Consider the following 15301-nt stretch of genomic DNA (forward strand, 5'->3'; position numbering starts at 1 on the left):
GGGCTCATGGTCCGGGTGCGGCGGCTCATCAGCCCCCTCCCGTCGAAGCGGGGGCCTGCGGCACGTCAGGGCTCGAGCCCGCACCCGGCTCGAGGCCCGGTCGCGCAGTGGTGCGCGCGTCGCCGAGCACGACGGCCACGACGTCGAGCGAGGTCGTGTCGACCGCCGGCTCGACCGAGCCGGTGGGTGCGAGCCGCCCGTCGGCGGCGTCGACCGAGCGCACGGTGCCGACCCGGATGCCGGGCACGAACGGCCGGCCACCGACGCTGCCGAGGGTCGTGACGGCATCCCCCGTCCTCATCTCGCCACGCTGGACGAGCCCGAGGGAGAGCAGCCCGGGCTCGGGGCGGGCCGCGCCGGTGGCTGCCGAGCCGGAGGCCTCGCCGAGCACGCCCCGCTCCCCCACCCGCACGGCCACCGCGAGATCGGGGCTGCCGACGAGCAGCACGTCGGAGGTCCAGGGCGCGACCGCGACGACCCGGCCGACGAGCCCCTCGGGTGCGACGACGGTGCGGTCGACCTGGACCCCGTCGCGGGAGCCGGCGTCGATCGTCACCCGCTCCGGGCCAGCGGGGCCGGAGGCGCCGACCGCCACGACTCGGGCGGCGACGGTGCGGGTCCCGGCGAGGGCGGGGTCGGTGACGAGGGCGGCGAGGTCGGGCGCGGCGGCGACCGAGCGCTCGGCCGCGGCGAGGCGGGCGACGAGGGCGGCCTGGTCCGCGCGGGCCGCCGAGACGGCATCCTCGCCCGGTCCGAGCGCCCGCTCGAGCGGCCCGAGCACCGTCGCCGCGGCGGTGCGCACGGGCTCGAACCCGCTCGCCCCGGACAGCCCGGCGGCCACGACGAGCCCGGTGGCCACGAGCGCCCCGGTGAGCAGGCGGCGCGAGCGCGCGGGTCGGTCGACGCGGGAGGGACGGGTGGAGCGGGGGGGACGGGTGGAGCGGGGCGCACCCGGCGTGCGGCGGACGTGCATCGTCAGGCCCGGCGGGTGTCGACGAGCACCCGCTCGAGGGTGCCGAACTCCTCGACGCAGCGCCCGGCACCGCGGGCGACGGCGTGCAGCGGGTCGTCGGCGGTGCGGACGGGTACCCCCAGCTCGTGGGAGAGCCGCTCGTCGAGCCCGCGGATGAGCGCGCCGCCGCCGGTGAGCGCGATGCCACGGTCGGCGACGTCGCCGGCGAGCTCGGGCGGGCAGACGTCGAGCACGGTGCGCACGAGCTCGACGATCTGCACGAGCGGGGTCTCGATGGCCCGACGCACCTCGGCGGAGCCGATCGTCACGGTCCGGGGCAGGCCGGTGACGAGGTCGCGGCCCCGGACCCGCTCGCTGAGCTCCTCGCTCAGCGGGAAGGCGGAGCCGGCGCCGACCTTGAGGTCCTCGGCGCTGCGCTCGCCGAGGAGCAGGCTGTACTCGCTCTTGACGTGGGCGAGGAGCGCCTCGTCGATCTCGTCCCCGCCGATGCGCATCGTGCGCGAGGTGACGATGCCGCCGAGGCTGATGATCGCGACGTCGGTCGTGCCGCCGCCGATGTCGACGACCATCGACGCGCGGGTCTCCTCGACGGGCAGGCCGGCGCCGATCGCGGCCGCCATCGTCTCCTCGATGACGTAGACCCGGCGGGCGCCCGAGCGCACCGTGGCGTCCTCGAGGGCGCGGCGCTCGACGCCGGTGATGTCGCTCGGGACGCACACGACGACCCGCGGGCGGACGAGGCGGCTCGGGGCGACCTGGTCGACGAACCAGCGGATCATCCGCTCGGTGACGTCGGCGTCGGAGATGACGCCGTCGCGCAGCGGCCGCACCGCGGTGACGGACTCGGGGGTGCGGCCGAGCATCTCCTTGGCGCGGTGCCCGGCGGCGAGCAGCTGGCTCGTGCCGGTGCGCACCGCGACGACCGAGGGCTCGTCGAGGACGACGCCCCTCCCCCGTTCGTAGATGACGGTGTTGGCGGTGCCGAGGTCGATCGCGAGGTCCCGCCCGCGCACCCACCCCGACGCCCAGCCACTCATGGCAGCAGGCTAGGTCGGTCGGTCACCGGGCCCGGGGATGCCGCGCCGGGTCGCCCTCAACTGCCGCCGGATGCCGTGCCACGGCATCCGGTGTCAGGTCCCGGCGGTCAGGGCTCGGGAACCGGGTCGGTCAGAGCTCGGGGAACCAGATGCCGATCTCGCGCTCGGCGGACTGCGGGGAGTCCGAGCCGTGGACGATGTTCTTCTGGACGGCGGTGCCCCAGTCGCGGCCGAGGTCGCCGCGGATCGTGCCGGGCAGGGCCGCGGTGGGGTCGGTGGCCCCCGCGAGGGCCCGGAAGCCCTCGATGCAGCGCTCGCCCTCGATGACGACGGCGGTGACCGGGCCCGAGGACATGAACTCGCACAGTGGCTCGAAGAACGGCTTGCCCTGGTGCTCGGCGTAGTGCGCGTGCAGGCGGTCGAGGTCGGGCGTCAGCACCTGGAGGGCGACGAGGCCGTAGCCCTTCGCCTCGATGCGGCGCAGCACCTCGCCGGTGAGGCCGCGGGCGAAGCCGTCGGGCTTGACGAGGACGAGGGAGCGCTCGGTGGTCACGCCCCCACCCTAGTGGGGGGTCAGACGGCGTCCGGCGCCTGCCGCTCGGCGATGATGCGGTCAGCCTTGGCGCCCTGCACGAGCAACAGCACCCACAGCACCGTGAACACGATCGCCACCCCGATCATCGCGGTGACGAGGGCGGCGCTGGCCCAGGTCAGGGCCTGGACGACCCAGCCGAGGGTGATGCCGACGGGAGTGCGCATGAGGCCCGCGGCGACGAGCGCCAGGAGGGACAGGCCCAGTCCGACCCACATGAGCCGGTCGCCGTCCTCGGGACGCCCCGCGGCGATGGCGTTGCCGCGGGCGACGAGGGCGAAGAAGGACAGGATGATGGCCTGCCCGAAGAGCGCGATGGCGAGCAGCCGGAAGGTGAACTTGCCCTGCCGGCCGTAGAGCGGCAGCGAGGTCACGCGTCCATCTTCCAGCGCCGGGTCTCGACGGCGGCCTTCGACTGGGCCAGGCCGGCGCCGGTCGCCGCGCGGTAGTGCCGGATCGCGCCGATGAGCTCGCCGCGCGACAGGGCGGCGTCGATGGTCTGCCGGACCTCGGGCGCGAGCTCCTCGACCGGGGTGAACGTCGTCGCCGTCGCGCCCCGGCTGGCACGCATCGACGTGACGACCCACCAGACGAGGGCCGCCGCGGCGACGATCAGGACCAGCTTGACGAAGGGGCTCATGCCGCCAAGCGTATGTCGGGCCGGGCCCCGTGCCGTGTGCCGGGAGCCGTGCCCCGGTCCGGGGAGGGTGCGCCAGGCCCGGGAGGATGGGGGCATGACGACCGGCGAGCTCATCGACCCCCGCCTGCTCCGCCGCACCGTGCTGCTCGTGGCCGGCCTCAACCTCTCCTACGCGGGCGTCGAGATGGCGGTCTCGCTCGCCATCGGGTCGGTCTCGCTGCTCGCCGACTCCGTCGACTTCCTCGAGGACGCCGCGATCAACCTGCTCATCGCGCTCGCCCTCGGCTGGCCCCTCGCCCGCCGGGCCCTCGCCGGGCACGTCATGGCGGGGGTCATCCTCGTGCCGGCGGTCTTCGCGGCGTGGCAGGCGTTCGCCAAGGCGCTCGACCCGGTCGCCCCGGACGTCACGGCGCTCGTGGTCACGGCGGGCGGCGCCGCGGTCGTCAACGCCGCGTGCGCCCTCCTCCTCGCCCGGGTGCGCCATCACGGTGGCTCCCTGAGCGGGGCGGCCTACCTGTCGGCCCGCAACGACGTCGTCGTCAACGTCGCGATCATCGTCATGGCCCTCGTCACCGCCTGGACGATGTCGGGCTGGCCCGACATCGTGCTCGGCGCCGTGATCGTCGTCGTCAACGGCAAGGCAGCGTGGGAGGTCTGGGAGCTCGCCGGCGAGGAGCGGCTCGCCGCCGGGGCCCTCGCGGGCGAGGACCTCTGACGACTGATCGCCATCGGCACGTGTGGACGGCTCCCGGCCCCTCTCCGCCGGGAGCCGCCTCGTGGGGGCCGGGTCGGCTCACCGCTCAGGGATCCACGCGGGTGCCGGCCGGGGCAGCCAACCGCGTCGAGCTGGCGACGATGGCTCGGCACGCCGCCGAGCGGAACCGCCAGCCGGGTGCCACGGCATCCGAACCGGTGACGCCGGCGGCGGGCTGACCGGTGACGCCGGCCGCGGGCTGACCCCGTGACGCCGGCCGCGGGCTGACCCCGTGGCGCCGGTCGCGGTTGATCCGGTGACGCCGGCGGCGGGCTGATGGTCCGGCCCTGCGGTGACGACCGAGCCGGTGGATGCACCCTCGGGGCAGTCAGACGTCCGTCGTGCCGAGCAGCATCCGCACCTCGGCCGCGGTGACGACCGAGCCGGTGGCGAGCACTCCCCCGCTGACCCCGCCCCCGGCATCCGCCAGGCCCGCGGCTTGGTCGAGGGCGTCGGGCAGGTCGTCGACGACGGTCACGCGGTGCTCGCCGAACACGTCGACGGCGATCTCGCCGAGGCGTCGCGGCGACATGGCGCGTGGTGACGTCGTCCGGGTGACGACGACCTCGTCGAGCACGGGCTCGAGGGCTTCGAGGATCTCGGCGGCGTCCTTGTCCTTCATGACGGCGACGACCCCCACGAGGCGGGAGAAGGTGAACGACTCGGTGACCGCCCGGGCGAGCACGCGCGCGCCCGCGGGGTTGTGGGCGGCGTCGACGAGCACGGTGGGGCTGCGCCGCACGATCTCGAGGCGCCCCGGCGACTGCACCGCGGCGAGCCCGGTGCGCAGGACGTCGATGTCGAGCGGTTGCCCACCGCCGCCGAGGAAGGCCTCGACGGCCACCACCGCCACCGCGGCGTTCTGGGCCTGGTGGGTGCCGTGCAGCGGCAGGAACAGGTCGGGGTAGTCGGCCGCGAGGCCGCGCACCGAGATCTGCTGCCCGCCGACCGCGACGTCGCGCTCGGTGACACCGAATTCGTTGCCCTCGAACACGATCCGCGCCCCGACGTCGTTGGCTCGGTCGACGAGCACCTCGGCCGCCTCCTCCGCCGGCTGGAGCCCGACCACCGTGATGGCGTCGGCCTTGATGATGCCGGCCTTCTCGCCGGCGATCTCCTCGACGGTGTCGCCGAGGAAGTGCCGGTGGTCGAGGTCGATCGGGGTGACGACGCTGACCGGGGCGTCGACGACGTTCGTCGCGTCCCACGACCCGCCCATGCCGACCTCGACGACCGCGACGTCGACGGGAAGATCGGCGAACGCGGCGTACGCCACGGCGACGAGCACCTCGAAGTACGTCATCGGCGGGCCGCCGTCGACGATCGAACGGGCGTCGACCATCTCGACGAACGGGATGACCTCGTCGTAGGCCGCGAGGAACCGCTCGGCGTCGACCGGGCGGCCCCCGACCGCGATCCGCTCGAGCATCGAGTGCAGGTGCGGCGACGTGAACCGTCCGGTGTTCAGGCCGAGCTCGCGCAGCACCGACTCGATGACCCGGGCGGTGCTCGTCTTGCCGTTCGTGCCGGTGACGTGGATGACGGGGAAGGTGCGCTGCGGGTCGCCGAGCAGCTCCATGACCGCCCGGATGCGGTCGAGGGAGGGCTCGAGGTCGTGCTCGGGCGCGCGGGAGAGGATCGACTCCTCGACCTCGCGCATCCGGCGGGTCACGTCGAGCTGGTGCGCGGCGTCGCGCTGGGAGGCGTCGGGTGCGGGGCTCACCGGCCCATTCTCCCCGACCGCGCCCACCACCCACGCGCGGGCGACGGGCGAAGGTGCGCGCCCGGCATCCGGATCCAGGAAGGTGGCCCCCCGGTCGCTGGGACCGGGGAGCCACCTCGGATGCCGTGCTGCTGGGCCTGGTTCGCGCCTCGCTTCAGTCCTTGGCCTTCTGGCAGGCCTTGCCGACGTCGACGCTCTCCCCGCGGTCGACGACGACCGACCGGCTCGCGACGACCGTGCCGTCGGACTTCGCGCAGGTCATCGTCCAGGCCTCCTTGACCCCGGTGTAGGTCGCGGGCGTCGGGGCGCGGAAGGAGACCTCACCGCTCCAGTCGCTGACGTCGCCACCGTCGTAGTTCTCGACGACGACGGTGTACTCGCCCGGGACGGGGTCGATGAGCACCGCGACCTCGGGGTCGTCGAGGCTGGCCGCCGAGGCCACCTGCCGGCCCTGGTCGTCGTAGACGTAGACGTCCCAGTCGACCGGGTTGCCCCTGTCGTCGGCGTCAGCGGGTTCCCACCCGACCTTGACCTCGGCGGCGCCGTTGTCGTACTGCGGCAGCCCGCCGATGGTGAAGGTCGCCCGCTCCGACGAGAACTCGGCGGGGATGCCGGCCGGTCCCGGGCCGTGGGGCCGCCGGCGCGAGGGTGCCAAGGGCGCGACGAACCGCGCGATCGGCACCCCTTTGCTGGAGCAACCCCCGCGCTGGGCGCCAGGGTCGCCGGCGCGAGGGTGCCAACGGCGCGACGAACCGCGCGATCGGCCCCCCTCACTGGAGCAACCCGCGCTCCGGGCCGAACCGACAGCGGGCGGGCTCCCTCAGCGCTTCGTGACCGACAGCCGCGCGGGGTAGCGCTCACCGATCGTGACCTCGGTGACGCCGGGGGCGGCTCGGTCGAGCGCGTCGAGGTCCGGGGTCACCGACAGGTGCTCGGCGAGGGTCTCGCCGGTCACGAGGTCGCGGTGGTTGAGCACCGCCCGGTAGACGAACTCGGCGCCGGACACCTGCAGCGAGATCCGGTCGGACACCGCGAGGCCGGCCTCGCGCCGCGCCTGCTGCACCGCGCGCACGAGGTCGCGCGCGGCTCCCTCGAGCTCGAGCTCGGGGGTCACGTCGGTGTCGAGCACGACGAACCCGCCGCCGGGCAGCATCGCCGTCGCGTGCGACCCGGCCTGCTCGGCGTCGACGACGGTCTCGACGGTGTACTCGCCCTCGACGAGCGCGAGCCCGCCCGAGGTCACCGTGCCGTCGTCGGCCACCGACCAGTCACCCGTCTTCGAGCCCTTGATCGCCGTCTGCACGTCACGTCCGAGCCGGGGCCCCGCGGCGCGGGCGTTGACGACGAGGCGCTGGCTGATGCCGAAGTCGGACTCGTGCGCCTCCGATACGTCGAGCACGGTGACCGCCTTGACGTTGAGCTCGTCGGCGATGATGCCGGCGAACGGCCGCAGCCCTTCGGGGGCACCGGAGACGACGGTGAGCTCGGGCAGCGGCAGCCGCACCCGCAGCTTCTCCGCCTTGCGCAGTGAGGAGCCGGTCGAGCACACCGTCCGCACGGCATCCATCGCGGCGACGAGGTCGTCGTCGGCCGGCAGGTCGGAGGCGATCGGCCAGTCCTCGAGGTGGACAGACCGGCCACCGGTGAGCCCGCGCCAGATCTCCTCGGTGACGAGCGGCAGCAGCGGGGCCGCCACCCGGGTGAGCACCTCGAGCGTCGTGTAGAGCGTGTCGAAGGCCGCGCGTGCGGCAGAGCCGTCCCCTGTCCCGGTGTCCCAGAAGCGCTCCCGCGACCGACGGATGTACCAGTTGGTCAGGGCGTCGACGAACTGGCGCACCGACTCGCACGCGCCCGGGATGTCGTAGACGTCCATCTGGGCCTGCACCGTCTCGACGAGCCCGCGCAGCTTCGCGAGGAGGTAGCGGTCGAGCGGGTCGGTCGAGGCGGTCGACCACTGCGCGGTGTACCCCCGGCCGCCGTTCGCGGCGTTGGCGTAGAGCGAGAAGAAGTACCAGCTGCTCCACAGCGGGATGAGCACCTGGCGGACGCCCTCGCGGATGCCCTCCTCGGTGACGACGAGGTTGCCGCCGCGCAGGATCGAGCTCGACATGAGGAACCAGCGCATCGCGTCGGCGCCGTCGCGGTTGAACACCTCGGTGACGTCGGGGTAGTTCTTGAGCGACTTGCTCATCTTGGCCCCGTCGCTGCCGAGCACGATGCCGTGGCTGACGCACGACGAGAACGCGGGCCGGTCGAACAGCGCCGTCGCGAGGACGTGGAGCGTGTAGAACCAGCCGCGGGTCTGCCCGATGTACTCGACGATGAAGTCGCCCGGGAAGTGGTGCTCGAACCACTCGGCGTTCTCGAACGGGTAGTGCACCTGGGCGAACGACATCGACCCCGAGTCGAACCACACGTCGAGGACGTCCTCGACGCGGCGCATCGTCGAGTTGCCCGTCGGGTCGTCGGGGTTGGGCCGCGTCAGGTGGTCGACGAACGGCCGGTGCAGGTCGGGCTCGCCGTGCTCGTTGCGGGGCAGCCGCCCGAAGTCGCGCTCGAGCTCCTCGAACGAGCCGTAGACGTCGATCCGCGGGTACTCCGGGCTGTCGGAGCGCCAGACGGGGATCGGGCTGCCCCAGAACCGGTTCCGCGAGATCGACCAGTCGCGGGCGTTCTCGAGCCACTTGCCGAACTGGCCGTCCTTGACGTGCTCCGGGACCCAGGTGATCTCCTGGTTGAGCTCGACCATCCGGTCCTTGAACTTCGTGACCTCGACGAACCACGAGGACACCGCCATGTAGATGAGGGGCTCGCGGCAGCGCCAGCAGTGCGGGTACGAGTGGTCGTAGGTCTCGCGCCGCAGGAGCACGGTGCCGTCGCTGACCGAGGCACGCTCCCCCTCGCCGCGGGTCGCCGCCTTGAGGTGCTCGATGATGAGCGGGTTGGCGTCGAAGACGTGCAGGCCCTCGTAGTCGTTGACGGGGTACGTGAACCTCCCGTCGGGGCCGACGGGCACGACGGGCTTGATGCCGTGCTGGTCGGTGAGCTGCTTGTCCTCCTCACCGAAGGCCGGGGCGATGTGGACGATGCCGGTGCCGTCGTCGGTCGTGACGTAGTCGGCGGACAGCACGACGTGCGAGCGGGCGTGACCGACGTAGTACGAGAACGGCGGCGTGTAGCGGCGCCCGAGCAGGTCGCGGCCGGTGAGCCGCTCGACGACGCGCTCCACGGCATCCTCGCCGAGCTCCCGGGTGTAGGCCCCGAGCCGCGCCTCCGCGAGCACGTACCGCTCGGTGCGCCCCGTCGGCCCGTCGGACTCGACGACGACGTAGTCGATGTCCTCGCCGACGGCCATCGCAAGGTTGCTCGGGAGAGTCCACGGGGTGGTGGTCCAGATGAGGGCGAGCTCGCCCGTCTCGAGCCGGTAGCCGACGGTGACCGCGGGGTCCTGCCGGTTCTTGTAGACCTCCTCGTCCATCCGCAGCTCGTGGTTCGACAGCGGCGTCTGGTCGTTCCAGCAGTAGGGCAGGCAGCGGAAGCCCTCGTACACCAGGCCCTTGTCGTAGAGCGTCTTGAACGCCCACAGCACCGACTCCATGAAGGTCGGGTTGAGCGTCTTGTAGTCGTTCTCGAAGTCGACCCAGCGGGCCTGGCGGGTGACGTACTCCTCCCACTCCCCCGTGTACTTCATGACCGAGTCGCGGCACTTCGCGTTGAAGGTCTCGATCCCGAGCTCGAGGATCTCCTCCTTGGTCTTGATGCCGAGCTGGCTCATCGCCTCGAGCTCGGCGGGCAGCCCGTGGGTGTCCCAGCCGAACCGCCGCTCGACGCGCCGGCCGCGCATCGTCTCGTACCGGGGGACGATGTCCTTGACATAGCCGGTGAGCAGGTGGCCGTAGTGCGGCAGGCCGTTCGCGAACGGCGGGCCGTCGTAGAAGACGAACTCGTTGGCGCCGTCCTCCCCCGCCGGCCGGTTCTCGACGGAGGCGGCGAAGGTGCCGTCGGACGCCCAGTGCGCGAGGACGGCGTCCTCGACCTGCGGGAAGCGCGGGCTCGCGGGGACGCCGAACGCGGCGCCGGTGTGGTCACCGGTCGTGGAGACCTTCGGGTACGTCATGGGGTGCCTGCTCCTGCGGTTCGTCGACTCGTCGTGCCGGGACGAGGACGAAGGGTGACGGCACGGCATCCGGATGCCGTCCGCGCACCTCCGCGGTACCACCTCGCTTGCCGCCCGCTCGGGCGACCGCTCTTGCACCAGGTCGTGACGTGACCCGGACGTCCGGTTCTAGTGAGGACGCCCGACGGATGCCGTGGACGTCCCGTTCTTCCGGAGGCTCGCCGCTGATGACGGCTCGAACGCCTGTGCCGCCCATGATAGCCACGCTGGACCCGTCGTTGCGTCCGGCAGGTTGGGGCCTCACGTTGCGTCCGGCAGGTGCGGCCCGCTGGCCCCCGAGGTGCCCGTCGTTGCGTCCGGCAAGTTGGGGCCCCGAGGCCCCGAGGTGCCGGACATCCGCCGGGAGGTGGTGCGGGGTCGCCGATCATCGCTGCGACACAGCGAGATTCCTGTTATCGAACACTTGTGCTATGGCGTCTGCGCCGGTAGAATCGGGGTGCGGGGAAAAGAGGGGGAGCAGTCGTGGGGGACGGACCAGCCGCAGTGCAGACGGCGTCCGAGAATGCCGTCTCGGCGCTCTCCGATGCGTTCACCGAGTCGGCCGTCACGGGCTCGGTGGCCGAGTGGGCCGCTGCCGTGGGCGCGCTCCAGCGCGTGGTCGACGTCGCCTCCGCGGCCCAGGACGCTGCGATCGCCCGGCTGGCAGCCATCGAGACCGAGCTGCTCGAGGACGGCACGTTGGTCGAGTCGCACCGGGCGCTGGGGTACTCCGCCCTCGACGCGCCGGCCATCGTGTCGGGCGTGCTCTCGGTGTCCGCGGTGTGGGCTGAGCGCCGAGTGCGCTCGGCACTGCGACTGGCCGCGGACGGCCCCGCGGGCACCGACACCGAGACCGGGCTCGGCGGCCTTCACGAAGCCATGGCAGCCGGTCGCCTCGACGCCTACCGGGCCTCGGTCATCGCCGACGAGCTCGAGGAGGCGCCCGCGGAGGTTCGTGCCGCGGTCGTCGCCGCGCTCGACGAGCACCTCGAGGCCGAGGACGGCACCCACCTGAGGCGCCGCTGCCGGCGCGCCCTGGAGCAGATCAGCCCCGACCTGCTGCGCCAGCGGGCGCGGCGCGCGCGGGCCGAGTCGTCTCTGCGCCGGTGGGCCGAGGAGCCCGGGGTGGACAAGTGGGAGGGCACCTTCCCCTCGGAGGAGGCCGCTCAGGCCTGGGCTGCGATCGACGCGCTCGCGCAGCAGTACGTCGCCGACGGGATGTGCTCGACGATCGGCCGGGCGCGGGCCAAGGCGCTCACCGACCTCGTGGCCGGGAACGCCACCATCGAGACCACGCTCATCGTGACCGTCCCGGCCGAGGCGGTGCCCGGCTCCGAGACGAAGCCCGAGGAGCGCGCCGTCCCCGACCCCGAGGCAGTGCCCGGCTCCGAGGCAGAGCCCGGCCCGGAGCCGCCTGCCGTCCCGGATCCCTCACCCGAGGCTCCCGCAGTCCGCCCGGAGGCGCCCGCCGCTCCAGACCCCCCACCCGAGGCGCCCGCTGTGCCGGACCCGGTGTCCAGGGCGCGCACCGTCCCGGACCGCTCACCCGGGTCGCGCACCGTCCCGGAGCCGTCGCCCGATGCGCCCGCCGTGTCGGATCCCTCACCCGAGACGCCCGCCGTGTCGGACCGCTCACCCGAGGTGCCCAGCGTGGAAGACCCCGCGCCCGAGAAGCGCATCGCCGCTGACCCCTCCACCGAGGCGCGCGACGTGCACGACACCGGCGCCGGGCACGAGGACCTCGTCGAGGTGACCGGCCCCCACCGCAACCAGCCGGTCCTCGTGCCGCGTGGATGGCTGACCGCGATGGCCGGTGCTGGTGCGGTCCGGCTGGCCGGCTGCCACCCGACCACAGGCGCCCTTCTCGACCTCGGTCTCGGGCCCGGCCCCGTCGGTCAGCGCCGGGAGCCCACAGGCGGCGACGAGGTGGTCGCCCGGGTGGCGGCAGCCGCGCTGGCTGGCGCCGGAGCCGACCGGTACCGGCCCACGGCGCGGGTGGCCGAGCTCGTCCGCACGCGCGACCGGCGTTGCAGGTTCCCGGGGTGCTCGGTCTCCGCCCGGTTCTGCGATCTCGACCACGTGCGCCCCTGGCCGCACGGCCGCACGACACCCGACAACCTCATGAGCGTCTGCAGACGGCATCACCGGGTCAAGCAGCGACCCGGCTGGCGGGTCGTGCTCGCCCCGGACGGCGTGACGACGTGGACCGACCCGACGGGCCGGGTGCGCACCAGTGCGCCGGTCGACGCCCTCCACTCGCTCGTCGTCCCCGGAGCTGCGACGCCGGAGCCCGACCACGGCCCCAATACGTCGCGCACCGTCCTGCCGGACGCGCCGCACAGCGCCCTCGAGTTCCGCCTCGAGCACCTCGCCGAGACGGCACCGCCACGCCGCCCCTCCCCATGGCCCGACGGTCCCTCCCCCTGGCCCGACGGCCCATCCCCCTGGCGCGACCGCCCCTCCCCCTGGCGCGACCGCCCCTCCCCCTGGCGCGACGACCGCGGTCACGACGTCGAGGTGACCCGGGCGCACGGCATCCTCGTCGTCGAGCCGTCGGGCCACCGACCGCGCCGCCCGGGGCGGATGCACCGCCACCGGCTCCCTCCCGAGACCGACCCTCCCCCGTTCTGAGAGCCACGTGACACTCCTGTGAGGCGACGCGTCCGAAGGAGTAGAGTCACGGCGTCGCCCGGAGGGGCGACACCACGCGCACCTGTTCGGGGGAAGCCGGTCCAAGTCCGGCACTGTCCCGCAGCCGTGGGTCGCGACACCACCACGTCGCGGCGAGTCGGAATGCCCGGCAGGTGCGAGCGGCTCCACACACCGTCGAGGAACGCGGGACGGAGCCCGAGTGACCGGGTCTCCCGGTGGTTCGGGCCTCTCGTCCCGAACCGCTCAGGAAGGCACCGATGTCCACCCCCACCACCGCCCGGGGCGCCCTGTTGCGCCGCGCCGGGACCTTGCTCGCCGCCGTCGCCCTCGTCGCAGTCCCGGCGGCCACCGCCGTCGCGGCCCCCACCGACCCGACGTCGAGCACCGCCACCCCCACCACGTCGGCGTCCCCGAGCCCGTCGGCTGACGCGTCGAGCCCGACGACCACCCCCAGCGCCGGGACCACCAGCACCACCACCACCGATCCCGCTCCCAGCACCACGACCCCCACCGAGCCCACCGTCCCGCAGGGGCAGCCGACCCCGGATGCCGTGGCGCGCCTCTCGTCGTCGGCCCTCCTCGCCGCCGCCGGCACACGGGCGCCGCAGACGGCCGCTGCGGCCGACTTCGTCGCCCGCACCCTCGCCGCGGGCGGGGACCACTACGTCTACCCCGGTGGCACCTGGTTCGACGGCGGCAACACCATTGACGGCATCATCGCCCTCGCCGCGTCCGGCTCCGGCGCGACGCAGCTCGGTGAGTCGCTCGCCTACCTCGGGGACAACCTGGCGAGCTACACCGGCAGCGCCGGGGAGGCCTATGCCGGGCCGACGGCCAAGGCCCTGCTCGGTGTCGTCGTCGCCGGGGGCGACCCGACCGCGTTCGCCGGCCGCGACCTCGTCGCCGCCCTGACCGTCCTCGAGACGGCGGACGGCCGGTTCAGCGACGACTCCACCTACGGCGACTACTCGAACACGATCGGCCAGTCGCTCGCCGTCCTCGCCCTCGTGCGGGCCGGTGTCACGCCGAGCTCGGCCTCGGTCGACCTCCTCCTTGCCCAGCAGTGCGCCGACGGCGGGTTCCGCGGCGACATCGGAGCGTCGGGCTGCACGAGTGACCCCGACGCCACCGCCTTCGCGGCCCAGGCCCTCGTCGCCGTCGGGGAGGACGCCGCCGCGGGTGACGCCCTCGACTGGCTCGCCGCCGCCCAGGCCGGCGACGGCTCGCTCGAGAGCGCGGACGGCGCGGCCAACGCCAACACGACCGGTGTCGCGGCGCAGGCCTTCGCCGCCGGTGGCCGCGACGCCCAGCTCGCGGACGCCCAGGCGTTCCTCGTCTCGCTCCAGTACGGCTGCACCGCGCCGGCGGCACTGCGCGGGGGTCTCGCCTTCTCAACGGCGACCCGCTCGACGACGGCCGTCGCCGACTCCGACCTGCGCGCCACTCCCCAGGGCACGCTCGGCTTCGCCGGGCAGTCGCTGCTGTCGGTGCAGGCGTCCGAGGAGGCCGCGTCCGGCACCACCCCGATGGACTGCGCGACGTCGACGTCCGAGCCCACCCGCACCGACGGGGCGACGTCGACGTCCGAGCCGACGAGCACCGGCAGTGCCACCTCCGGGGCGGGTATGGAGGCCGACGGCGAGGACGACACCGGCTCGGGGGCCTCAGAGGCCGACGCCGGAGCCGCCAGCTCGACCGGGTCGCTCGCACAGACCGGCAGTGACCTCCTGCTGCCCGTCGGGCTCGGGCTCGTCCTCGTCCTCGTCGGTGCCGTGGCGATCGCGGCGACCCGCCGCCGGGGTGTGCACACGTGATGCACTTGCTCACCGTCGCGCGACGTCCGGCAGCTCTCCCCGCCGGTGGCCACCGTGCCAGACGCGGGGCGGGCCGGCGGCTGCACCGCCTTGCCGGCGCCGCCGCGGCATCCGGTCTGGCCCTCGCCGGGCTCGTCGTCGCGGCGGCCCCGGCGAGCGCCGCCGCCTGCTCGGGCACCTCGGGGGTGACCGTCGTCGTCGACACCGGCGGCTCGAAGAGCACGCGGTGCGCCTCCGGTGACCCATCCTCGGCGCTCAAGGCCCTCACCGCCGCCGGGTTCTCGGTCACCTACCCCCAGCAGTACCCGGGCTCGGTCGTCTGCCGCATCGACGGCTACCCGGAGTCCGACCCCTGCGTGCGGATGCCCCCGGCCGACGCCTACTGGGCGTTCTTCCACGCCAAGCGTGGCGGCAGCTGGGTCTACGGCTCCAGTGGCGTCGCGAGCTACGACCCCGCTCCGGGCACGGTCGTCGGCTTCCGCTTCGGGTCGGGCCAGCAGCCCCGGGTGGCGCCGCCGGAGCCCCCGGCGACGAGCCAGCCGGCCCCGACGACGACCACGCCGAAGGCCACGTCGACGACGAAGAAGACGACGCCGAAGCCGGCCACCGCCGCCCCTCGCACGACGTCCGGCTCGACGTCCGGCTCGACCTCCGGGACGACGTCGACGACGCCCAACGGCTCGGCCCCTGGCGCCACGGGCTCGCCCACGGCCGGCCCGTCAGCCAGCCCCTGGGCCAGCGGAACGGCATCCGCATCGCCGAGCACGACCGCGTCCGCGAGCGCCACCGGCACCGCGCCGGCGAGCGAGCCGAGCACCGTCGCCGCAGCGCCGACGTCCCAGCCGAGCGACGACGCGGCCGGCCCCGGCACCCTCCTGGCCGGCGCCGCCCTCGTGGCGCTCGTCGCCGGTGGCGCCGGGTACGCGGCCTGGAAGCGACGCGCGTGAGGCGATGACCCGG

General features: G+C 74.1%; 12 protein-coding genes and 1 riboswitch. Of the genes, 4 read left to right on the plus strand and 8 right to left on the minus strand.

Annotated features, from left to right (window positions below):
* Positions 1-28 precede the first annotated feature (28 nt).
* The 5 genes from mreC to ABD899_RS12185 form a co-directional block, all read right to left on the minus strand.
* Positions 29-973, minus strand: coding sequence for a rod shape-determining protein MreC (mreC, locus tag ABD899_RS12165; RefSeq protein WP_345206280.1), 945 nt, complete (start codon positions 971-973; stop codon positions 29-31).
* A 2-nt stretch (positions 974-975) separates the two neighbouring features.
* On the minus strand, positions 976-2010 hold the full coding sequence (gene mreB, locus ABD899_RS12170; protein WP_345206283.1) for a rod shape-determining protein: 1035 nt from the start codon (positions 2008-2010) through the stop codon (positions 976-978).
* A gap of 130 nt (positions 2011-2140) precedes the next feature.
* Complete coding sequence (gene ndk, locus ABD899_RS12175; RefSeq protein WP_345206286.1) at positions 2141-2563, minus strand: nucleoside-diphosphate kinase; 423 nt, start codon at positions 2561-2563, stop codon at positions 2141-2143.
* Between the two features lie 20 nt (positions 2564-2583).
* Complete coding sequence (locus ABD899_RS12180) at positions 2584-2976, minus strand: DUF4233 domain-containing protein (RefSeq protein ID WP_345206288.1); 393 nt, start codon at positions 2974-2976, stop codon at positions 2584-2586.
* Complete coding sequence (locus ABD899_RS12185; protein ID WP_345206290.1) at positions 2973-3242, minus strand: hypothetical protein; 270 nt, start codon at positions 3240-3242, stop codon at positions 2973-2975. Before ABD899_RS12185 ends, ABD899_RS12180 begins: the two co-directional genes overlap by 4 nt.
* Positions 3243-3336: 94 nt before the next feature.
* On the opposite strand from ABD899_RS12185, the gene ABD899_RS12190 reads away from it, so the two are divergent.
* Positions 3337-3957, plus strand: a complete 621-nt coding sequence (locus ABD899_RS12190; RefSeq protein WP_345206292.1) for a cation efflux transmembrane domain-containing protein — start codon at positions 3337-3339, stop codon at positions 3955-3957.
* 367 nt (positions 3958-4324) lie between these two features.
* Here ABD899_RS12190 and ABD899_RS12195 read toward each other — a convergent pair whose 3' ends face one another.
* The 3 genes from ABD899_RS12195 to ileS all read right to left on the minus strand — a co-directional run bounded on the left by ABD899_RS12195 (position 4325) and on the right by ileS (position 9836).
* The gene (locus ABD899_RS12195) at positions 4325-5719 is read right to left on the minus strand and encodes a bifunctional folylpolyglutamate synthase/dihydrofolate synthase (RefSeq protein WP_345206294.1); all 1395 of its coding nucleotides are present in this window, start codon (positions 5717-5719) and stop codon (positions 4325-4327) included.
* A gap of 154 nt (positions 5720-5873) precedes the next feature.
* On the minus strand, positions 5874-6401 hold the full coding sequence (locus ABD899_RS12200) for a hypothetical protein (RefSeq protein WP_345206296.1): 528 nt from the start codon (positions 6399-6401) through the stop codon (positions 5874-5876).
* A 138-nt stretch (positions 6402-6539) separates the two neighbouring features.
* The gene (gene ileS / locus ABD899_RS12205; protein WP_345206298.1) at positions 6540-9836 is read right to left on the minus strand and encodes an isoleucine--tRNA ligase; all 3297 of its coding nucleotides are present in this window, start codon (positions 9834-9836) and stop codon (positions 6540-6542) included.
* Positions 9837-10358: 522 nt separating this feature from the next.
* Between ileS and ABD899_RS12210 the strand changes: the two genes are divergently transcribed.
* The 3 genes from ABD899_RS12210 to ABD899_RS12220 all read left to right on the plus strand — a co-directional run bounded on the left by ABD899_RS12210 (position 10359) and on the right by ABD899_RS12220 (position 15288).
* Entirely contained in the window at positions 10359-12506 is a 2148-nt protein-coding gene (locus ABD899_RS12210; RefSeq protein WP_345206301.1) for an HNH endonuclease signature motif containing protein, read from the plus strand.
* A 66-nt stretch (positions 12507-12572) separates the two neighbouring features.
* Positions 12573-12694: riboswitch (cobalamin riboswitch) on the plus strand.
* A gap of 90 nt (positions 12695-12784) precedes the next feature.
* Positions 12785-14341 carry a prenyltransferase/squalene oxidase repeat-containing protein gene (locus ABD899_RS12215; RefSeq protein WP_345206304.1) on the plus strand — a complete coding sequence of 519 codons (1557 nt, stop codon included), beginning with the start codon at positions 12785-12787 and terminating at the stop codon, positions 14339-14341.
* The gene (locus tag ABD899_RS12220) at positions 14341-15288 is read left to right on the plus strand and encodes a hypothetical protein (RefSeq protein ID WP_345206307.1); all 948 of its coding nucleotides are present in this window, start codon (positions 14341-14343) and stop codon (positions 15286-15288) included. Before ABD899_RS12215 ends, ABD899_RS12220 begins: the two co-directional genes overlap by 1 nt.
* Positions 15289-15301 lie beyond the last annotated feature (13 nt).

The sequence above is a fragment of the Fodinibacter luteus genome (genome assembly GCF_039541575.1).
Taxonomy (GTDB): Bacteria; Actinomycetota; Actinomycetes; order Actinomycetales; family Dermatophilaceae; genus Fodinibacter; species Fodinibacter luteus.